Origin of the sequence: Streptomyces humidus (assembly GCF_014649655.1) — a bacterium.
In the GTDB taxonomy this organism is placed as follows: Bacteria; Actinomycetota; Actinomycetes; order Streptomycetales; family Streptomycetaceae; genus Streptomyces; species Streptomyces humidus.
Map to the genome: position 1 here is coordinate 126,488 of NZ_BMTL01000004.1, position 19,706 is coordinate 146,193.

18 protein-coding genes are annotated in these 19,706 nt (G+C 71.9%); 8 read left to right on the plus strand and 10 right to left on the minus strand.

Annotated elements, in window-relative coordinates; all coding sequences use genetic code 11:
- The first annotated feature begins 49 nt into the window (after positions 1-49).
- Complete coding sequence (locus IE239_RS05665) at positions 50-658, plus strand: Lrp/AsnC family transcriptional regulator (RefSeq protein ID WP_229877827.1); 609 nt, start codon at positions 50-52, stop codon at positions 656-658.
- 57 nt (positions 659-715) lie between these two features.
- On the opposite strand, the gene IE239_RS05670 is transcribed toward IE239_RS05665, so the two are convergent.
- Both IE239_RS05670 and IE239_RS05675 read right to left on the minus strand, forming a co-directional pair.
- Positions 716-1,339 carry a TetR/AcrR family transcriptional regulator gene (locus IE239_RS05670; RefSeq protein ID WP_190148145.1) on the minus strand — a complete coding sequence of 208 codons (624 nt, stop codon included), beginning with the start codon at positions 1,337-1,339 and terminating at the stop codon, positions 716-718.
- Positions 1,336-2,850: a 3-hydroxyacyl-CoA dehydrogenase gene (locus IE239_RS05675; RefSeq protein WP_190148146.1), complete on the minus strand. Its 1,515-nt coding sequence runs from the start codon at positions 2,848-2,850 to the stop codon at positions 1,336-1,338. The genes IE239_RS05670 and IE239_RS05675 overlap by 4 nt, the downstream gene beginning before the upstream one ends.
- 159 nt (positions 2,851-3,009) lie before the next feature.
- On the opposite strand from IE239_RS05675, the gene paaN reads away from it, so the two are divergent.
- Complete coding sequence (gene paaN / locus IE239_RS05680; protein ID WP_190148147.1) at positions 3,010-4,704, plus strand: phenylacetic acid degradation protein PaaN; 1,695 nt, start codon at positions 3,010-3,012, stop codon at positions 4,702-4,704.
- A 186-nt stretch (positions 4,705-4,890) separates the two neighbouring features.
- Here the strand turns inward: paaN and IE239_RS05685 are convergent, their stop codons facing one another.
- Genes IE239_RS05685 through IE239_RS05695 form a run of 3 tightly spaced genes read right to left on the minus strand, consistent with a single transcriptional unit; the run spans position 4,891 to position 7,918 of the window.
- Positions 4,891-5,679, minus strand: a complete 789-nt coding sequence (locus tag IE239_RS05685) for a TrmH family RNA methyltransferase (protein ID WP_190148148.1) — start codon at positions 5,677-5,679, stop codon at positions 4,891-4,893.
- Entirely contained in the window at positions 5,676-6,893 is a 1,218-nt protein-coding gene (locus IE239_RS05690) for an HTTM domain-containing protein (protein WP_190148149.1), read from the minus strand. The genes IE239_RS05685 and IE239_RS05690 overlap by 4 nt, the downstream gene beginning before the upstream one ends.
- The gene (locus IE239_RS05695) at positions 6,890-7,918 is read right to left on the minus strand and encodes a DUF5819 family protein (RefSeq protein ID WP_190148150.1); all 1,029 of its coding nucleotides are present in this window, start codon (positions 7,916-7,918) and stop codon (positions 6,890-6,892) included. Before IE239_RS05695 ends, IE239_RS05690 begins: the two co-directional genes overlap by 4 nt.
- Before the next feature lie 284 nt (positions 7,919-8,202).
- Between IE239_RS05695 and paaA the strand changes: the two genes are divergently transcribed.
- From paaA to IE239_RS05730, 6 genes are all read left to right on the plus strand, one after another.
- Complete coding sequence (paaA, locus tag IE239_RS05700; RefSeq protein ID WP_190148151.1) at positions 8,203-9,216, plus strand: 1,2-phenylacetyl-CoA epoxidase subunit PaaA; 1,014 nt, start codon at positions 8,203-8,205, stop codon at positions 9,214-9,216.
- Positions 9,213-9,500: a 1,2-phenylacetyl-CoA epoxidase subunit PaaB gene (gene paaB / locus IE239_RS05705; RefSeq protein ID WP_190148152.1), complete on the plus strand. Its 288-nt coding sequence runs from the start codon at positions 9,213-9,215 to the stop codon at positions 9,498-9,500. Before paaA ends, paaB begins: the two co-directional genes overlap by 4 nt.
- The gene (paaC, locus tag IE239_RS05710; RefSeq protein ID WP_190148153.1) at positions 9,497-10,237 is read left to right on the plus strand and encodes a 1,2-phenylacetyl-CoA epoxidase subunit PaaC; all 741 of its coding nucleotides are present in this window, start codon (positions 9,497-9,499) and stop codon (positions 10,235-10,237) included. Before paaB ends, paaC begins: the two co-directional genes overlap by 4 nt.
- Complete coding sequence (gene paaD, locus IE239_RS05715; protein WP_190148154.1) at positions 10,231-10,818, plus strand: 1,2-phenylacetyl-CoA epoxidase subunit PaaD; 588 nt, start codon at positions 10,231-10,233, stop codon at positions 10,816-10,818. The genes paaC and paaD overlap by 7 nt, the downstream gene beginning before the upstream one ends.
- Complete coding sequence (locus IE239_RS05725) at positions 10,818-12,035, plus strand: 2Fe-2S iron-sulfur cluster-binding protein (protein ID WP_229877829.1); 1,218 nt, start codon at positions 10,818-10,820, stop codon at positions 12,033-12,035. Before paaD ends, IE239_RS05725 begins: the two co-directional genes overlap by 1 nt.
- Before the next feature lie 81 nt (positions 12,036-12,116).
- Entirely contained in the window at positions 12,117-13,325 is a 1,209-nt protein-coding gene (locus tag IE239_RS05730; protein WP_190148155.1) for an acyl-CoA dehydrogenase family protein, read from the plus strand.
- A gap of 270 nt (positions 13,326-13,595) precedes the next feature.
- Here the strand turns inward: IE239_RS05730 and IE239_RS05735 are convergent, their stop codons facing one another.
- The 5 genes from IE239_RS05735 to IE239_RS05755 form a co-directional block, all read right to left on the minus strand.
- Positions 13,596-13,925 carry a rhodanese-like domain-containing protein gene (locus IE239_RS05735; RefSeq protein ID WP_190148315.1) on the minus strand — a complete coding sequence of 110 codons (330 nt, stop codon included), beginning with the start codon at positions 13,923-13,925 and terminating at the stop codon, positions 13,596-13,598.
- Positions 13,926-14,009: 84 nt separating this feature from the next.
- Positions 14,010-14,807, minus strand: coding sequence for a hypothetical protein (locus tag IE239_RS05740; protein WP_190148156.1), 798 nt, complete (start codon positions 14,805-14,807; stop codon positions 14,010-14,012).
- 201 nt (positions 14,808-15,008) lie between these two features.
- Complete coding sequence (locus tag IE239_RS05745) at positions 15,009-16,469, minus strand: DUF2252 domain-containing protein (protein ID WP_190148157.1); 1,461 nt, start codon at positions 16,467-16,469, stop codon at positions 15,009-15,011.
- 252 nt (positions 16,470-16,721) lie between these two features.
- Entirely contained in the window at positions 16,722-18,263 is a 1,542-nt protein-coding gene (locus tag IE239_RS05750) for an FG-GAP-like repeat-containing protein (protein ID WP_190148158.1), read from the minus strand.
- 96 nt (positions 18,264-18,359) lie between these two features.
- On the minus strand, positions 18,360-18,905 hold the full coding sequence (locus IE239_RS05755; protein ID WP_190148159.1) for a hypothetical protein: 546 nt from the start codon (positions 18,903-18,905) through the stop codon (positions 18,360-18,362).
- Between the last annotated feature and the right edge of the window lie 801 nt (positions 18,906-19,706).

Genomic DNA, 19,706 nt, shown 5'->3' on the forward strand with positions numbered 1-19,706 from the left:
CACAGCCTGAGATGGACGCAGTACGTCCACACGGAGAAGGCGGGGGGACATGGCACCTGAACAAATGGCCGAAGGGCCGGAGAACGGTGCCGCGCTCCCGCCGACGGATTCCGCAACGACCGGCCCCCCGCCGTCACCCGTCCTCCCGCCGACGGGCACTCTCTCGGCGTCGACGGGCCTCGCGCCGTCGGCCGGTGGCGCGCTGCCGCCGGCGCGCCCGCTCGACGCCATCGACCAGGACATCCTGCAGATGCTGCAGGCGGACGGCCGCGCCTCGATACGGTCGGTCGCCGAGCGGGTCCACGTCTCGCGGGCCAACGCCTACGCGCGGATCAACCGGCTCATCGACGACGGGGTCATCCGCGGCTTCGGCGCCCGCGTGAACCATGAGCGGGCCGGACAGGGCACGAGCGCCTACATCACCCTGAAGATCGTGCAGAACTCCTGGCGGACGGTGCGCGAGCAGCTCAGACAGCTGCCCGGCGCCTCCCACATCGCCCTCGTCGGGGGCGACTTCGACGTCCTGCTGCTGGTGCACACGCCCGACAACAGGGCGCTGCGCGAGGTGGTGCTCACCCGGCTCCAGGCGATCCCCGAGGTGCTCAGCACCCGCACTCTGCTGGTGTTCGAGGAGGAGGACCTGGAGCCACAGGGCTGAGCCCGAGGGCAGAGGCGCAGACAGGGACCGCAGGTGTGGACCGGGGAGGCACGGGCCTCAGGACGTCGGGCCGTTCGAGGTGGCCGGACCGGCCGGGGCACTCCGCAGGCCCTCGAAGACCAGCCGCACCACCGCGTCGGCCACCTCGCTCTCGACCATCCCCCGGCCGCCGGGCCGGTACCACTCGACGATCGAGTTGATCATGCCGAAGACCAGGCGGGTGGCGAGCCGCCCGTCCATGTCGCCGCGGACGTCCCCGTCGGCGGCGGCCGCCCGCAGCAGCTCGGCGACGCGGTGGTCGAAGTCGCGGCGCCGCTCCAGCGCCCACCGCTCGGTGTCGGTGTTTCCGCGCACCCGCAGAAGGAGCGTGACGTAGGGCAGTTCGCCGATGAGCACCTCGACCATGCGCCGTACGACGTACTCCAGGCGGTGGGCGGCGGGCCCCACGCGCGCGTGCTCCTCGTCGAGGATCCCGAAGAGGCCGTCCAGGGCACGGCTGACTGCTCGCTGCAGCAGCTCCTCCTTGCCGGCGACGTGGTGGTAGATCGAGGACTTGGAGATGCCGGCCGCCTTGGACAGGTGCTCCATGGAGGTGCCGTCGTACCCTCGCTCGTTGAACACCTGGACGGCGACGGACAGCAGGGTCTCCGGGGTGTAGGTGTCGCGCTTGGCCGTGGTCACGAGGCGCCCTCCCGCTTCTCGGTGGCGTAGGAGTGCCGGTAGAGCGCGAGGGACGGCGCGTAGCGGCCGGAGGGATCGCGGTCGTGCAGGTCGTCCAGGAGGGAGTAGGCCCACATGCGGCCGAGCCGGCGGCTCCACTCGAAGGGGCCGAGCGGGTAGTTCACGCCGAGCCGCATCGCGGTGTCGACGTCCTCCTCGGTGGCGACGCCCTTGGCCACGGCGTCGTGCGCGAGGTCGACGATCCGGGCGACCGTACGGGCGACGATCATCCCCGGGACGTCGCCGATGACGCTGACGTCCTTGCCGAGCGCCTGAAACAGGCCGATCGCCTCGGCCATCGTCTGCGCGGCGGTGTCCTGCGAGGCCGACAGGGCGATCCGGGTGGCCCTGCGGTAGTCCAGGGCGAGATCGAAGTACACGACGTCGCGGAACTCCACGGAGGTCTGGCCGTCGGCGAGCGCCAGCTGGCCGCCGCCGGGCAGCACGAGGCGGGTGCCGTGGTCCTCCTCGTCCTCGCGCACCTGGATGCCCGCCTCCCGGATCAGCGCGAGCAACTCGGAGGCGGGGCCCAGGTCGCCCTCGGCGACGACGTAGGCGGGCGGCTGGGCCTTCTCCGCGGTGTGCGGCTCGGCCGGCTCGGCCCCGTCCCGGTAGTCGTACCAGCCGTGGCCGGTCTTGCGGCCGAGCCGGCCCGACTCGACGAGACGGCGCTGCGCGAGCGACGGCGTGAAGCGCGCGTCCTGGAAGAAGGACTGCCACACGGAGTGCGTCACCGACTCGTTGACGTCCTGCCCGATCAGGTCGGTCAGTTCGAAGGCGCCCATCCGGAAGCCGCCCGACTCGCGCAGGACGGCGTCGATGGTGGCCGGGTCGGCGCCCTGCGCCTCGTAGACGGCGAACGCCTCGGCGTAGAAGGGCCGCGCGATGCGGTTGACGATGAAGCCGGGGGTGTCGGCGCAGGCGACCGGCGTCTTGCCCCAGGAGCGGGCGGTCTCGTACGCGCGCGTGGCCGAGGTGACGTCGGTGGCGTACCCCGAGACCACCTCGACCAGCGGCAGCAGCGGCGCCGGGTTGAAGAAGTGCAGGCCCACGAAGCGGCCGGGGTTGCGCAGGGCACCGCCCACGGCGGTCACCGACAGGGAAGAGGTGTTGGTGGCGAGCAGACAGTCCTCGCCGACCACGTCCTCCAGCTGCCGGAACAGCTCCTGTTTGACCTCCAGGCGTTCGACGACGGCCTCGACGACCAGAGCGCAGTCGGCGAGGTCGGCGAGGTCCTGAGCGGCGTGCAGACGCCCGCGCGCCTCGTCGCGGTCACCGGCCGCGAGGCGGTCCTTCTCGACGAGCCGGTCGAGGCGGGCGCCGATCGCGGCGGCCGCTTCACGGGCACGGCCCGGAACGGCGTCGTACAGCCGCACGGGGTGGCCCGCGACCAGCGCGACCTGGGCGATGCCCTGGCCCATGGTGCCGGCGCCGACGACGGCCACGGGGCTGCTGAGGTCGAGTGCTGTCATGTGCGCGATCCTCCCGCACGGGGTTTTCCACAGATGCGGCAGGCCCCCTTGTCCCGACCGATCGTTCGGTTACTCTAGCGGTGACTGGCTGTTCCCGCCCAGGTTTCCGCCAGGCCATGAGCTCGACGGAGAGTTCTCAAGACGAGGAGTTGGTCCCGCATGGCCGCCGCCGAACTGACCGCGCACGCTCTGATCGCCCAGCACCGGCCCACCCTCGACCAGGCCCTGGAAGCGATCCGCACCCGCGCGTACTGGTCCCCGCACCCGGAACACCCCAAGGCATACGGGGAGAACGGGAGCCTGGACATGACGGCCGGCAAGGCCGCTTTCGACGCCGTCCTGAACACCCGCCTCGACCTCGGCCAGCCCGGCACCGACGACTGGGTGGGCGGCGAGGTGTCGCCGTACGGCCTCGAGCTGGGCGTGACGTACCCCCACCCGGACGTGGACGAGCTGCTGCCCGCCATGAAGGCCGGACAGCGCGCGTGGCGGGACGCGGGCCCGGAGGTCCGCGCGGTGGTCTGCCTGGAGATCCTCAAGCGGATCAGCGACCGGACGCACGAGTTCGCGCACGCGGTCATGCACACCTCCGGCCAGGCCTTCATGATGGCGTTCCAGGCCGGCGGCCCGCACGCGCAGGACCGCGGTCTGGAAGCGGTGGCCTACGCGTACGCGGAGCAGGTCCGCACCCCCGGCACGGCGGAGTGGAGCAAGCCCCAGGGCAAGCGCGACCCGCTCACGCTGACCAAGAGCTTCACGCCGGTCCCGCGCGGCATCGCCCTGCTCATCGGCTGCAACACCTTCCCGACGTGGAACGGCTACCCGGGCCTGTTCGCCTCCCTGGCCACCGGCAACGCCGTCCTGGTCAAGCCCCACCCGCGCGCGGTGCTGCCCCTCGCGCTCACCGTGGGCGTCGCCCGGGATGTGCTCGCCGCGGCCGGCTTCGACCCGAACCTGGTGGCGCTGGCCGCCGAGCGCCCCGGCGAGGGCGTCGCCAAGACGCTGGCCACCCGGCCCGAGATCAGGATCGTCGACTACACCGGCTCCACCGCCTTCGGCGACTGGCTGGAGGCCAACGCCCGCCAGGCGCAGGTCTACACCGAGAAGGCCGGCGTCAACACGGTGATCGTGCACTCCACCGCGAACTACAAGGGCATGCTCTCCAACCTGGCGTTCTCGCTGTCCCTGTACAGCGGGCAGATGTGCACGACCCCGCAGAACCTGCTGATCCCCCGCGACGGCATCCGCACCGAAGAGGGTCCGAAGAGTTACGACGAGGTCGTCGCCGACCTCGCGCGGTCCGTCGACGGCCTCCTCGGCGACGACGCCCGCGCCAACGCCCTGCTCGGCGCGATCGTCAACCCGGACGTGAAGGCCCGCCTGGAAGCCGCGGCGGGTCTCGGCGAGGTCGCCCTCGCCTCCCGCGAGGTGAGCAACCCGGAGTTCCCGGACGCGGTCGTGCGCACCCCGGTGATCGTCAAGCTGGACGGTGCGAAGCCGGACGACGAGGCCGCTTACATGAGCGAGTGCTTCGGTCCGGTCTCCTTCGCCGTCGCGGTGGACTCGGCGGCCGACGCAGTCGCCCTGCTGCGGCGCACGGTGCGTGAGAAGGGTGCGATGACCGTCGGCGCGTACACCACCGAAGGCGAGGTGGAGGCGGCGATCCAGGAGGTCTGCCTGGAGGAGGCGGCCCAGCTGTCGCTGAACCTCACCGGCGGGGTCTACGTCAACCAGACGGCCGCGTTCTCGGACTTCCACGGCTCGGGCGGCAACCCGGCGGCCAACGCGGCTCTCACCGACGGTGCGTTCGTCGCCAACCGTTTCCGTGTGGTGGAGGTCCGCAGAGAGGTCTGAGGACCGCAGGAAGGGCGCGGCGGCGCGAGGGGACGGCGCCGCCCCTGAAAGTTCCGCGAGACATCCTGCGGGTCCCGGGCCAGGTCCCGGGCCAGCCCCAGGCCAAATCCCCGGCTCACCGCCAAGTCCCAGGCCCCAGGCCCCGGGCGGGACCAGGCGTCCGGACCGGCGAGGGCGCGAGGGGGCCTAAGGGACGGGCGGCGCGCCGGGCGGGGCGCTCCCGTAGGCGCTCCAGTGGTACAGCGTCATGGCCACACTGGTGGCGAGGTTGTAACTGGAGACCTGGGGGCGCATCGGCAGGGCGAGGAGATGGTCGGCCCGCGCGCGCAGCTCGACGGAGAGCCCGCTGCGCTCCGAGCCGAAGGCGAGAAGGGCGTCGTCCGGGAGCTTGACGCCCCGGAGGTCGTCGCCCTCCGGGTCGAGGGCGAACACCGGGCCGGCGGGCAGCTCGTCGACGGCCACACGCTCCACGGCGGTCGCGAAGTGCAGCCCCGCCCCGCCGCGCAGCACGGTCGGATGCCAGGGGTCGAGGGTGCCGGTGGTGACCACTCCGGTCGCCCCGAACCCGGCGGCCAGCCGGATCACCGCTCCCGCGTTGCCCAGGTTGCGCGGATGGTCGAGGACCACCACGGGAGCCGCCCGGGGCACGCGCCCCAGCCGCTCCAGATTGGCCGCCCGGGTGGGCCGCACGGCCAGGGCCGCGACCGCGGTGGGATGCGGGCGCGGCACCAGGGAGGCGTACGTGGCCTCGGGGACCTCCGTCAGCAGCCCGTCCAGGGTGTCGCGCACGTCGGGGGCGAGTTCCTCGGCGAGGGCGAGGGCCGCGCGCCGGTCGACGGCGACCGCCACCGGGACCCGGGCCCCGAAACGCACGGCGTGCTTGAGGGCGTGAAAGCCGTCGAGCAGCACGGCGTCGCCGGCGAAGCGGCGCCACCGCCCGAGCGGATCAAGGCCGGCGGCCACGGGGTCGGTCATGCTGTGAACCCTACGCGCGCGGGCTCGGCGCCCTCCTGGTCCGCCGGCTCCGGCGCCGTCCTGCCCCCGCCGTCGCCCCGGGAGAACAACTCCTCCCACGCGCGCACCGCCCAGCCGCCGAGCCGGTGCAGGAACGGAGTGGGCAGGAAGACCGCGTCGGTCGTGATCATCGCCAGTGAGAAGAACGGCAGCCCCAGCACGACGGCGATCACCGCGTGCTCGGTCATCATCACCGCCAGCAGGACGTTCTTCAGCCGCCGGTTGAAGAGGGTGAACGGGAACGCCACCTGCACGATGACGGTCCCGTAGGTCACGATCACGACCATCGTGCCGCTGGCGGTGAGCAGGTCGGCGAGCATCGGCCAGGGAGAGAAGTAGTCCAGGTGCAGCGGGTAGTACACGGCGGTGCCGTCCTGCCAGCGCGAGCCCTGGATCTTGTACCAGCCGGCCGTCGCGTAGATCAGACAGGCCTCGACCATGATCACGACCAAGGCGCCGTTGTGCAGGACGTTGCCGATCACGTCCAGCAGGATCCGCGGCTCCGCCGACTTCCTCAGCCGCCCGACGGCCCACCACAGGCCGTGCGCGCACCAGGCCGCCCACAGGAGCGCGGGAATGGTCCACTCGCTGTGGAAACGGTCCGCCACGCTCACCGTGACCAGCGCGCACCCGGCCACGGCCCACAGCACGGGTCCGACCCGGTCCGTGACCCGCTCGCCGCGCGCGCGTGCCTCCTGTTCGCGCCGGGCCCGTCGCGCGTCCAGCGACCACACCCGGCCGCAGCGCATGAAGACCAGGTACATCGACATCAGGTGCAGAACGTTGTCGCCGCCGTCGCCGACGAAGACGCTGCGGTTCTGCAGCGACAGCACGCCGACCATGAACAGCACCGACATCGTGCGGGTGCGCCAGCCCAGCAGCAGCAGCGCGCTGGAGAGCAGCGTGAGCGCGTACACGAACTCGAACCAGCCCCGCCCGTCGGACCACATCAAGGCCGTGAACGCGCCGTTGGAGTCGATCAGCTGCCGGGCCAGCTCCCAGTTCCAGGGACCGTCGGGGCCGTAGAGCTCCTCACGGTGGGGGAACTCGCGCAACAGGAACAGCAGCCACGTCGCGCTGAAGCCGATACGGACCACGGCGCTCTGGTACGGCCCCGCCGCCGACTCCGTGACACGGGCGATGCCGGCGGACACCGCCAGTGAGAACCGGTTCACCTCGTGCCTCCTTCGGCAGCGCCGTCCGGCACCGACCACCAGGACAGTTCGCGGTACACCGGGTCCGTCGACACCTTCTCGGTGCTCCACTTCGGCGGGGTCACATTGCTGGTCCGGGAGCGGACCTGGACCCGCTCGACGACACCGCCGCCGGCGGTCACGCCGCCGCGCTCCAGTCGCAGCACCACGATGCGGCGCAGATACGTCTCGGCGAGGGCGCCTCGCAGCCCGACCGGGCGGTTGTCGTTGTCGTGCGTCGCGGTGAAGAAGTCCCACGCGCGGCGCAGCTCGTTCTGCTGGGTGTGGCTCGGCACCAGGTTGCCGTCGATGGCCCGGCCGTCCTGCGCGGACAGGTCGTACCAGCCCGTGGCACTCGATCCGCCGTCCGCGGTGCGCACCTGAGCGCGTACCTGTACGGAGATGTTCTGCTGCAGCGGATTCGGCGCGAACAGCTTCCAGTTCTGCTCGAACTCCGGGTAGATCCAGTCGTCGATCGCCTTGCCGTGCGCCTTGGTGACGGTGTTCGACGGCGCGACGTGCAGGAACACCATCCCGACCTGCAGACAGACGGCGACCGCCACGACGGCGAGGGCCAGCGCGGCACAGACCTGATAACGGGGGGAGAGCGCCGCCACACCGGTACGGGGCCCGGGAGCGCCCGCCTCCGGTTCACCGGCCTCGGCCGCCACCGGCTCCGGGTCACCGGCCTCGTCAGCGACGCCCCCCGGCTCACCGGCCCCGGGCACACGGGCCTCCTGGCTGCCCGCCTCGGGGACGCCAGCCGCTTGGGTGTCGGCCCCGGGGCTGCCGGGCACGGGGCTGCCGGGCACGGGGCTGCCGGGCTCGGCGTCAGCGGGCACGGCGTCGACGGGGTCGGCCTGCCGTCCGGGCTGAGGGCTCGGCAGCTCGGACCGCGGGCCCGGCAGGGCGCCGCCGGGAAGGGCGCCCTCGGCACGCGGAGTCTGCGGCTCGTCCGCTCTGCTGCGCCCCTGTGGAGCGCCGGAGCCTCCGTCGTACGCGTCCATTCCGCCCCGTTCCCCGATCCCGGTGGTCCTCGCGCTGCGTCGCGCAATCGCGAACGGTACTCAGCATCACCCGTTCGGCGCAGCCCTCCCCCGACGGCACCAGGAAACGGCGGGGGGTGAAGCGGTTGTCCACAGGGGACGCACGCAGGTTATCCACAGCGGTTGACACCATACGACGGCCGTCCCACCATGGAATCGCACGGACCGAACGATCGGTCGGTAGAAGGCTCGGGCAGAGCCGAGGTCGCGGCGCCCAGCCGGGGCCCTAGGTCAAGGGGGACCGCATGGCGACAGCTGCCGCGCACCAGACGGCCCGCACACACGGGTCCGCCGGGCAGGAAGGGGACATCGACGCCGACGACACGTATCAGCGCGTCTTCGACGCCACCGTGGCCGCCGACGAGCGCATCGAGCCACGCGACTGGATGCCCGACGCCTACCGCGCGACGCTGGTGCGCCAGATCGCCCAGCACGCTCATTCCGAGATCATCGGCATGCAGCCGGAGGCCAACTGGATCACCCGCGCGCCTTCCCTGCGCCGCAAGGCCATCCTCATGGCCAAGGTCCAGGACGAGGCGGGCCACGGCCTCTACCTTTACAGCGCGGCCGAAACCCTCGGCGCCAGTCGTGAGGATCTGCTCGACAAGCTCCACACCGGCCGCCAGAAGTACTCGTCGATCTTCAACTACCCCACGCTGACCTGGGCGGACGTCGGCGCGATCGGCTGGCTGGTGGACGGCGCCGCGATCACCAACCAGGTCCCCCTGTGCCGCTGCTCCTACGGCCCGTACGCGCGCGCCATGGTCCGCGTCTGCAAGGAGGAGTCTTTCCACCAGCGCCAGGGCTACGAACTCCTGCTGGCCCTCAGCCGCGGCACCACGGAGCAGCACGCGATGGCCCAGGACGCGGTGGACCGCTGGTGGTGGCCGTCGCTCATGATGTTCGGCCCACCCGACGACGAGTCCGCGCACTCCGCGCAGTCGATGGCCTGGAAGATCAAGCGCCACTCCAACGACGAACTGCGCCGGCGCTTCGTCGACATCTGCGTCCCGCAGGCGGAGTCCCTCGGTCTGACGCTCCCCGACCCGGATCTGAAGTGGAACGAGGAGCGGGGCCACTACGACTTCGGCCCGATCGACTGGACCGAGTTCAAGGAAGTCCTCAAAGGCAACGGGCCGTGCAACGAACAGCGCATCACGCAGCGCAAAGCCGCACACGACGAGGGCGCGTGGGTACGCGAGTCAGCCGCGGCCTACGCGGCCAAGCACAGCACCAGGACAGGAGTGGAGCAGGCATGACCGACACGGACTGGCCCCTGTGGGAGGTCTTCGTGCGCTCCCGGCGCGGCCTCTCCCACACCCACGCCGGCAGTCTGCACGCGCCGGACGCCGCGTTCGCCCTGCGCAACGCCCGCGACCTGTACACCCGTCGCGGCGAGGGCGTCTCCCTCTGGGTCGTGCCGTCCTCGGCGATCACGGCCTCCTCGCCCGACGAGAAGGACCCGTTCTTCGAACCGGCCGCCGACAAGCCCTACCGCCACCCGACGTTCTACGAGATCCCGGAGGGGGTGAAGCACCTGTGACGCGCGAAGCACCCGCGCCCACGGCGGCGCACACGGCCGACGCCGCCCTCGCTCTGGGCGACGACGCCCTGGTGCTCTCCCACCGCCTGGGGGAGTTGATGGGCCACGCACCCGTCCTGGAGGAGGAGGTCGCGCTCGCCAACATCGCGCTCGACCTGCTCGGCCAGGCCCGGATCCTGCTGTCGATGGCCGGCGACGAGGACGAGTTGGCCTACCTCCGCGAGGAACGCGCTTTCCGCAACGTCCAGTTGGTCGAACAGCCCAACGGCGACTTCGCCCACACCATCGCCCGCCAGCTGTACTTCTCCACGTACCAACACCTGCTGTACGACCGGCTGGCGGCCGGACGGAGCCCGTTCGCCGGGCTCGCCGCCAAGGCCGTCAAGGAGGTCGCCTACCACCGCGACCACGCCGAGCAGTGGACGCTCCGGCTCGGCGACGGCACCGAGACCGGCCACGAGCGCATGGGGCGCGCCTGCACGGCCCTGTGGCGGTTCACCGGCGAGCTGTTCCGCCCCCTGGACGGCCTCGACCTCGACCCCGCGGACCTGGAACCGGCCTGGCTGGAGTCGGTGGGCGACATACTGGGGCGGGCCGGTCTGGCGGTGCCCGACGGGCCGCGCACCGGAGCGTGGACCGCCGGCGCGGGCCGCGAGGGCCTGCACACCGAACCGTTCGGCTGGATGCTCGCCGAGATGCAGCACCTGCACCGCAGCCACCCGGGGGCGACATGGTGACGCCCACCGCACTGGAGGCGGAACTGTTCGAGGTCGCCGGCTCGGTGCCCGACCCCGAACTGCCTGTGCTCACCCTCCAGGAACTCGGTGTGCTGCGCTCGGTGCGCCTGGGTCACGAGGACGCCGTCGAGGTGGAGCTGACTCCCACCTACACCGGCTGCCCGGCGATCGAGGCGATGTCCCTGGACATCGAACGGGCGCTGCACGAGCACGGGGTGCGCGAGGTGACGGTGCGCACCGTGCTCACCCCCGCCTGGTCGACCGACGACATCTCCGACGAAGGGCGCCGCAAACTACGGGAGTTCGGCATAGCACCGCCTCGCACCGTGCGCGACGCGGGACCTGTCCCGCTGGAACTCGGACCGACCCGAACCGTCGGGGCCGCCGGTCGCCCCTGTGCGCCGAGTGCCGGGCCTGGTACCGGTCCGGGTGCCGGGCAGACGGCGCCGGACCCGGTCCGGTGCCCGCTCTGCGGCTCCGCCGACACCGAACTGCTGAGCCGCTTCTCCTCCACGGCCTGCAAGGCGCTGCGGCGCTGCCTGGCCTGCCGTGAACCCTTCGACCACTTCAAGGAGTTGTGATGGCGCGCTTCCACCCGCTCCGGGTGGCCGCGGTGGACCCCCTCACGGACGACTCCGTCGCCCTCACCCTCACGGTCCCCGAAGCGCTGCGCGAGGAGTTCCGGCACGCTCCGGGCCAGCACCTCGCCCTGCGCCGGGCTGCCCGGAGAACGGGCCCCGTCCCCGCCCCCGCCCCCGGCTCCGTCCCCGCCCCCGGCTCCGACGCCGCCCTCAGCTCCGACGCGGCCGCCGGCTCCGCCGGAGCCGACATGACCGGGGGAGCCGACCGAGCCGACCGAGCCGACGGAGCCGACATGGCCGAAGGGTTCGAGGTCCGGCGCACGTACTCGATCTGCTCGCCCGCGCCCGACCCCGGCGGACCGGGACCGAGCACCCTGCGGGTGGGCGTGCGGCTGGTCGAGGGGGGAGCCTTCTCGACATACGCGATGAAGGAGATCGGCGTCGGCGACGAGCTCGACGTGATGACTCCGGCGGGCCGCTTCACCCTCGACCCGGCACCCGGCCTCTACGCGGCGATCGTCGGCGGCAGCGGCATCACTCCGGTGCTCTCGATCGTCGCGACGCTGCTGGCCCGCGAGCCCTCCGCCCGCTTCTGCCTCCTGCGCAGCGACCGTACGGCCGCCTCGACGATGTTCCTCGAGGAGGTCGCCGACCTGAAGGACCGCTTCCCCGAGCGTCTCCAGCTGGTCACCGTCCTCTCCCGCGAGGAACAGCAGGCGGGGCTGCCCTCCGGGCGGCTGGACCGGGCTCGGCTGACCGGGCTGCTGCCCTCGCTGCTGCCGGTGCGGCAGGTGGCCGGGTGGTTCCTGTGCGGGCCGTTCGGGCTCGTGCAGGGGGCTGAGCAGGCGCTGCGCGAGATCGGAGTCCCGCGGTCCCGGATCCACGAGGAGATCTTCCACGTCGACGTCGCAGCACCTCCCGCGCGCACGGCGGCCCCCGCCCACAGCACCGTGACCGCCCGGCTCGACGGCCGGGGCGGCAGCTGGCCCGTGCAGGACGGGGAGTCGGTTCTGGAGACGGTGCTGCGCAACCGACCCGACGCGCCCTACGCCTGCAAGGGCGGGGTGTGCGGGACCTGCCGGGCCTTCCTGGTCTCCGGTGAGGTGCGCATGGACCGCAACTTCGCGCTGGAGCCGGAGGAGACGGAAGCGGGGTACGTACTGGCCTGCCAGTCGCACCCGGTGACGGAGGCGGTGGAGGTGGACTTCGACCGCTGAGCGACCATCCGTTCCCTTCTCCTAGAACCTGTTCTATCTTGACGAACCGTCAGATCAGCTGACCCGTCGGGAGGACAGGCCGTGGACTTCACCTTCACCGAGGAGCAGCAGGCCGCGGCCGAGGCGGCGCGGGGAGTGTGCGCCGGGGTGGCCCCCGACGCCGTGCCGAGCCCCGCGCTCACCAGGGGCGCCGTGGCCGACACCTTCGACCGCGCGCTGTGGGACAGGCTCGCGGCGGCAGACCTGCTGAGTCTGCTGCTGGACGAGGAGTCGGGCGGCGCCGGACTCGACGCGGTCGCGCTCTGCCTCGTGCTGCGGGAGTCGGCGAAGGTGCTGGCACGGGTACCGCTGCTGGAGCACAGCGCCGCCCTGGCCGCCGTACAGGCCGACGGCGGCCCGGAGGCGAGATCCGCGCTGCTCGCCCGGGCGGGTCGGGGCGAAGTCGTCCTGACGGTCGCCGCCAACGGCCGCACCGGCCACGATCCGGCCGAACTCGCCGTGACGGCCCGGCTGGAACACGGAGACGACGCGGACACCCACACAGGCACAGGCACAGGCACAGGCTCCGGGGACGGTGCGGGCGGCACGGGCGGTGGCTCATGGGTGCTGGACGGCGTGCAGACGGCCGTACCGTGGGCGTACGACGCCGACTTCACCCTCGTACCGGCACGCACCGGGGACGACCGCAGCGTCCTCGCCCTCGTGCCGCGCGAGCACCAAGGGGTCGTGCTCGCCGAGCAGATCTCCACCACCGGTGAACGGCTCGGCGAACTGCGCCTGGAATCGGTGCGGATCCCCGCTCGGGACGTCATCACCGCCGACGGCGCCTGGGAGCGTCTGCGCGCCCTGCTCGCCACGGGGACGTGCGCCCTGGCCCTCGGGCTGGGCGAGCGCGTCCTGCGGATGACCGGCGACTACACGAGCAAGCGCGAGCAGTTCGGTCACCCCATCGCCAGCTTCCAGGCGGTCGCCGTGCAGACCGCCGACCGCTACATCGACCTGCGCGCGATGGAGGTCACCTTGTGGCAGGCCGCGTGGCGGATCGCCTCCGGCGCACCGGGTGCGCTGCCGGCGTCCGGTGACGTCGCGGTGGCCAAGATCTGGGCCTCGGACGGCGTCCGGCGGATCGTGCAGACCGCACAGCATCTGCACGGCGGCTTCGGAGCCGACGCCGACTACCCGCTGCACCGCTACCACGCCTGGGCCAAACACCTGGAGCTGTCGCTGGGACCCGCCGCGGCGCACGAGGAGGCGCTGGGCGATCTGCTCGCCGCCCACCCTCTCGGCTGACCCGTGTCTGAGGCCGTCCCGGCGCCCGGAATGCGAGCGCCGCGTCCGGAGCCCGCCGTCCGACGCGACCACCCCACCGGACAATCACACCGGACAACCCGACAAGCCAGCCCCGCGCAGCCGTTCCACAGACCCGCCCCCGCGCAGCCGTTCCACAGACCCGCCCCCGCGCAGCCGTTCCACAAGCCCCCTCCCGCAGGGCCGTTGCACAACTCCGTCCCACGGAGCCGTCCCACGGGACCGTGGCGGCGGGGGACGTTTCCAGAGGATCTAGAGGACGAAGCCCGGCTCGCCGTCGTCCGTGACGACCGGACGGCCCGTCGCGGCCCAGGCATGCATGCCGCCGTCGACGTTGACGGCGTCCACGCCCTGCTGCGCGAGGTACATGGTGACCTGGGCCGAACGACCGCCGGAGCGGCAGATCACATGAATCCGCCCGTCCTGCGGAGCCGCCTCGGTCAGCTCTCCGTAGCGGGCCACGAAGTCGCTGAGGGGGATGTGCAGGGCCCCTTCGGCGTGCCCCGCCAGCCACTCGTCGCTCTCGCGGACGTCCAGCAGGAAGTCGTCGTCCTTGAGGTCCCCGACCTCGACCGTGGGCACTCCAGCTCCGAAACTCATGGCCCCGACGCTACCCGACCGACGCCACGCCTCGACGGCACTCCCCGACGGCACTCCCCGACAGCGTCAGCCCACCAGCTCGGCCAGCTCCGCCTCGCGCGCCGCGACGTCGGCGAGGAGCTTGTCGGCGATCTCGTCCAGCAGACGATCGGGGTCGTCGGGGGCCATCCGGAGCATCGAGCCGATCGCGCTGTCCTCCAGTTCACGGGCGACCAGCGTGAGCATCTCCTTGCGCTGGGCGAGCCACTCCAGGCGAGCGTAGAGCTCCTCGCTGGGGCTCGGGGTGCGCTCGGCAGGCGCCGGACCGGCCGCCCACTCCTCGGCCAGCTCGCGCAACAGGACCTCGTCGCCCCGCGCGTAGGCCGCGTTGACGCGGGTGATGAACTCCTCGCGCCGGGCCCGCTCCTCGTCCTCCTGGGCCAGGTCGGGGTGAGCCTTGCGGGCCAGCTCGCGGTAGAGCTTGCGGGCCTCCTCGCTGGGCCGCACCCGCTCGGGGGGCCGTACCGACTGGTCCGTGAGCATCGCCGCGGCCTCGGGGAACAGCCCTTCGCCGTCCATCCAGCCGTGGAACAGCTCCTCGACCCCGGGCATCGGCAGCACCCGGGCCCGCGCCTCGGCGGCCCTGCGCAGATCCTCGGGGTCACCGGTGCGGGCTGCCCTGGCCTCGGCGATCTGCGCGTCCAGCTCGTCGAGCCGGGCGTACATCGGACCGAGTTTCTGGTGGTGGAGCCGCGAGAAGTTCTCGACCTCGACGCGGAAGGTCTCCACCGCGATCTCGAACTCGATCAACGCCTGCTCGGCGGCCCGCACGGCCTGCTCCAGCCGTGCCTCGGGCCGGGGCTGCTCAGCTTCGGGGGTCGTCACCCGACCAGCCTAGGGCCTCTCCGGCGGATCGTGCCGGACAGGCCCCCGCCCGTACGCCGCGCCGAGCCCTTCTGCGCACGCGGCACGCGGCCCCCAGAACGCAGCACACGGCACACGGCAGGCCACACACCACACACAGGCCGCGGCGCGCAGCACACATGCGGCGCATCCGCCGCGCACCGCCCTGAGGACCGGCACGGCTCAGACCCCGGTCTCGGCCGCGATCCTTCCCGCCCGTACCGCCGCGACCAGGTCCGTGTGGTCGGCCTCGGTACGGTCGGCGTAGGCCACGGCGAACGCCGCGATCGCCTCGTCGAGTTCCTCGTTCTTGCCGCAGTAGCCGGCGATCAGCCGGGGGTCGGCGCTGTGGGAGTGGGCACGGGCCAGCAGGGCGCCGGTCATCCGGCCGTAGTCGTCGACCTGGTCGGCGGCGAGCGCGGCCGGGTCGACGCTGCCCTTGCGGTTGCGGAACTGCCGCACCTGGAAGGGGCGACCGTCGACCGTCGTCCAGCCCAGCAGGATGTCGCTGACGACCTGCATGCGCTTCTGGCCGAGCACCACCCGGCGGCCCTCGTGGTCCACCTCCGGCGCGTCGAGGCCGGCGGTCACCAGGTGCGGGACCAGCGCCGAGGAGCGTGCCTCCTTCACCTGCAGGATCAGCGGCTCGCCCCGGTGGTCCAGCAGCAGGACCACGTACGACCGCGTCCCCACACTGCCCGTGCCGACGATGCGGAAGGCGACGTCGTGCACCGCGTGGCGGGACAGCAGGGGATGACGGTCCTCGGACAGCGTGGTCAGGTAATGCTCCAGGGACGCGGCCACCTCATGGGCCTCCGCGTCCGGGACCCGGCGCAGCACCGGCGCCGCGTCGACGAAGCGACGACCGCCGTCCTGCGTCGCCTCGGTCGACTTGGCCGCGAACCGCCCGCTGGTGTTGGCCCGAGCCTTCTCCGAGACCCGTTCCAGGGTGCCCAGCAGGTCGTGGGCGTCGGCGTGGGAGACGAGCTCCTCGTCGGCGATGGCGTTCCACGCGTCCAGCACCGGGAGCTTGGCCAGCAACCGCATGGTGCGCCGATAGGAACCGGCCGCGCCGTGCGCCGCCCGGCGGCAAGTGTCCTCGTCCGCGCCGGCCTCCCGGCCCGCGAGCACCAGGGAGGCGGCGAGGCGCTTGAGATCCCACTCCCAGGGGCCTTCGACCGTCTCGTCGAAGTCGTTGAGATCGATGACCAGACCGCCCCGGGCATCGCCGTACAGACCGAAGTTGGCGGCGTGGGCGTCCCCGCAGATCTGGGCGAGCACGCCGGTCATGGGGGTGCGGGCCAGGTCGTACGCCATGAGCCCCGCCGAGCCGCGCAGGAAGGCGAACGGTGTCGCCGCCATCCGGCCGACCCTTATCGGCGTGAGCTCCGGGATCCGGCCCCGGCCGGACTCCTCGACCGCTGCCACCGCGTCCGGCCTGGAGGCGTCCAGGACGAGTTCGGCATGCGCTGACCGCGGCACCCTGTGGCGCAGCTGCCGGCCCTCCGTCTTGGGCGTCACGGGAGCCGCGTCCGGTCCCGCCCCGGCGGGACGCCCGACGGGCCACTCGGCGAACCCTCGCACCCGGGGGAGCCTGCGCGCCTCGCCCGTCCCCGCCACTGCACCTTCGGCCTCGGTCGACATGACCGCCTCCCCCGCACACGTACGCCCGTCGACCCGACGAGCTGAACATCAACTCGTGCAGACCGTACAGCCGCGGACGGGGACCCGTCAGGCTCCGGAGGGCCCGGTCTTTCCCCCGGCGGACCTGGACCTGCGGGGCTTTCGGGCCGGTGAGTCACCGACGGAGGCCGCCGGCCAGGCTCTGCAGGGGATCCGCAGGAGGTGTGCAGGGGGTGCGCAGAGGAATCTGCAGGGATCGTCTCCCACCCCTCCTCAGATGATGCGGTACGGTCCCCAGCCGGTACCGGCCTGATAGCGGGTGCCGAGCGTCTCCATGCCGGACTTTCCGGTGCCGGGGTACACCCACAGCGTTCCGTCGGACGCCTGACGGGACAGCACGTCGGTGCGCCCGTCACTGTTGAAGTCCCCGGTGCGGATGGCGTCCTGGCTCTGCCAGCCCCTGCCGACCTGGTAGCGCGCCGCGAAGGTCTCCATCCCGGGCCTCCCGGTGCCGGGGTACACCCACAACGTTCCGTCGGACGCCTGACGGGACAGCACGTCGGTGCGCCCGTCGTTGTTGAGGTCGCCGGTGGTGACGGCGTCCTGGCTCTGCCAGCCGGTGCCGGCCTGGTAGCGGGTGCCGAGGGTGCCCATACCGGGATTCCCGGTGCCGGGGTACACCCACAGCGTTCCGTCGGACGCCTGACGGGACAGCACGTCGGTGAGCCCGTCACTGTTGAAGTCCCCGGTGCGGATGGCGTCCTGGCTCTGCCAGCCCCTGCCGACCTGATAGCGGGCCGCGAAGGTCTCCATCCCGGGCCTCCCGGTGCCGGGGTACACCCACAGCGTTCCGTCGGACGCCTGACGGGACAGGAGGTCACCGATGCCGTCGTTGTCGAGGTCTCCGACGGTGACGGCGTCCTGGCTCTGCCAGCCGGTGCCGGCCTGGTAGCGGGTGCCGAGGGTGCCCATACCGGAGTTCCCGGTGCCCGGGTAGATCCACAGAATGCCGTCGCTCTTGACGGCCGCGATGTCGGCCTTGCCGTCACCGGTGAGGTCGTCGGGGTTGCGGGAGACGGCGCGACCGACCCAGTCGCCGATGTCGTCGACACGGGTGTCGACGGCGCCGGTACGGGTTTCCGCGGGATCGATCCCGAGACATCCGCCCTGCCAGGAGCGGGAGTTGACGGCGACGAGTTCCGTGGCGCCGTTGACGGTGCGCAGGGCGGGGCCGCCGGCGTCGCCCTTGCAGACGGTCGCGGTGTCGGAGCCGTTGAGTTCCACTGTCGCGTCCGTGGTGGAGGCGACGGTGAACGTGCCGGTGTGGAGCTTGTCGGGCACCCATTCGGTCTTGGTGCGTCCGAATCCGGCGCTCACCAGCTCCTCACCGGCAGCGGCGGGCGTGGTCGCCAACCGGACGGGCGTGATGCTCGGATCGGTGATCCTGGCGGCGAGTTCGACCAGGACCAGATCCCGGTCGGCGTGGGGGACGAGCCGGACGGCCGACAGGACGCTGCCGCCGGCCTGGGTCAGGTCGGTGCGGCCGACGGTGACGGTGGTGGGGACGGCGGGTCTGCCCGCGGGGGGTTTGCCGTCCGCGGCGAAGCAGGTGGCCGCGGTCAGGACCCACTGCGGGTCGACGAGAGTGCCGGTGCAGCCACTCTGTTCACCGACGTTGATCTTCGCGACGTAGTTCAGCCGGGCCGGGGCTTCGGGTCCGGCGAGGGCGGTGGCGTCGGCGGAGTTCAGCGCGAAGGGGGCCGCGACGAGGGCAGCGGCCAGCACGGAGAGACGGGGGCGTCTGGCGAGGTACATGAACGTGGATTCCTAGTCACGAGGGCCGCGCGTCCTGGGGGCACCGGACCGCGGAACGGTGAGCGTGTCGGTGTCGGTGTCGGTGTCGGCCTGCGGTTACTTGGAGGACCTGATCTCGACGAGCATGTGCTCGCGGCCCTCCGGGTCCGCGGACTCGCCCACCGCCGTCCAGGTGTTCTTGGCGACGTCGAACGACTTCTCCTCGGCGCCCACGGTCATGTCGACCGCGGTCGTGTAGTCGTTGCCCTTGATCGCGTAGACCGCGGGGATCTCCAGGGTCAGCCAGCCGGAGTCGCCCACCACCTTGAAGCAGATCCGGTCCGTCTTGTTGCGGGCCATGATCTCCAGGAGACCGGTCCCACCCGCGCAGTCGGCCAGAGTGATGTGTCCGTCGCCGCGCTTGAGCAGGATCTTCTTCTCGGCCAGGATCTTGTCCGCCTGCGGGTAGTCGAAGTGCTCCACCGCGTAACCGGGGGCACCGTCCACGACCAGCTCGGTGGAGCCCGTCTGCCGTGACGCCCCACCGAGGACGCCCGTGGTCACCGTGATCCACGCCAGGGCGCCGACCGCGGCAGCACCCAGTGCACGCCGGGCGAGCCGCCTGCGCCGCGGATCCACGAACACTGTGCTGTATTTCTTCATCGACGGTTCCTCATCCCCACGTTCGTCGCTGACGGCCGGATGTTCATCACCGGGCTCGAATTGGGGGCGCAGGAATGCGATATCGACATCGCTCCGCCGGGTGTTCCCCAACCCCATGAAAAGCGGTCCCCTGCCTCTCGAAGCGAGAGGCCCCCCGTCTCGGTCATCGTCATCCGCTTTGCCATACCAACACGAAGCGACTTCCAGGTCGAGTGAACAAAACCACGCATGCCGCGACATTCCGCATGAGACAGCCATGACCTACGTCACACCACGCGAGGGCCGCGCGGCAGATTGCACAGGACGTACGGATCACTACTGATGCACCGTCAGAGGTACTCGCCGCCGACGACGTTGATCAATCACCTTTCACAACGAGTCCTTCTATCAGGCAAGTCGATGTCAGGAGAGGTCTCAACGATGCACCGGATCCTGCCGGAACAGGGCCGACGCGCAAGCACCGACAGCAGCCAGACCACCCCGCCCGGGCGGCGCCGGAGATGGCCGCCACCGGGCCCTCACAGGGGCCCACGTGGGACACCACCAAGACTGAGGGCCCGGTCGAGGACCTCTGGTTCCAGGCCTACGGAATCACCGACATCCTCAGCAGGCACACCGTCGGCCACGCCGCCGAGCGGCCGGATCAGGCGTGGCGAGGAGACGATCCGCGAGACCACCACCGCGGCGGCATCGCGCCCCGGACCGCGCACACCAACCGCGGGCCTCGACGTTGCCGAAGGACGTCTCCCAGCGCTCGAAATCCTCCGGATCGACGATCGCTGACGCCCGTCATGCCACCAG

Excerpts from the sequence above, each read along its gene's own strand:
- IE239_RS05665 (WP_229877827.1), top strand. The coding sequence starts at position 50 with ATGGCACCTGAACAAATGGCCGAAGGGCCGGAGAACGGTGCCGCGCTC.
- IE239_RS05675 (WP_190148146.1), bottom strand. The coding sequence starts at position 2,850 with ATGACAGCACTCGACCTCAGCAGCCCCGTGGCCGTCGTCGGCGCCGGC.
- paaN (WP_190148147.1), top strand. The coding sequence starts at position 3,010 with ATGGCCGCCGCCGAACTGACCGCGCACGCTCTGATCGCCCAGCACCGG.
- IE239_RS05685 (WP_190148148.1), bottom strand. The coding sequence starts at position 5,679 with ATGACCGACCCCGTGGCCGCCGGCCTTGATCCGCTCGGGCGGTGGCGC.
- IE239_RS05695 (WP_190148150.1), bottom strand. The coding sequence starts at position 7,918 with ATGGACGCGTACGACGGAGGCTCCGGCGCTCCACAGGGGCGCAGCAGA.
- paaA (WP_190148151.1), top strand. The coding sequence starts at position 8,203 with ATGGCGACAGCTGCCGCGCACCAGACGGCCCGCACACACGGGTCCGCC.
- paaB (WP_190148152.1), top strand. The coding sequence starts at position 9,213 with ATGACCGACACGGACTGGCCCCTGTGGGAGGTCTTCGTGCGCTCCCGG.
- paaD (WP_190148154.1), top strand. The coding sequence starts at position 10,231 with ATGGTGACGCCCACCGCACTGGAGGCGGAACTGTTCGAGGTCGCCGGC.
- IE239_RS05725 (WP_229877829.1), top strand. The coding sequence starts at position 10,818 with ATGGCGCGCTTCCACCCGCTCCGGGTGGCCGCGGTGGACCCCCTCACG.
- IE239_RS05745 (WP_190148157.1), bottom strand. The coding sequence starts at position 16,469 with ATGTCGACCGAGGCCGAAGGTGCAGTGGCGGGGACGGGCGAGGCGCGC.
- IE239_RS05750 (WP_190148158.1), bottom strand. The coding sequence starts at position 18,263 with ATGTACCTCGCCAGACGCCCCCGTCTCTCCGTGCTGGCCGCTGCCCTC.
- IE239_RS05755 (WP_190148159.1), bottom strand. The coding sequence starts at position 18,905 with ATGAAGAAATACAGCACAGTGTTCGTGGATCCGCGGCGCAGGCGGCTC.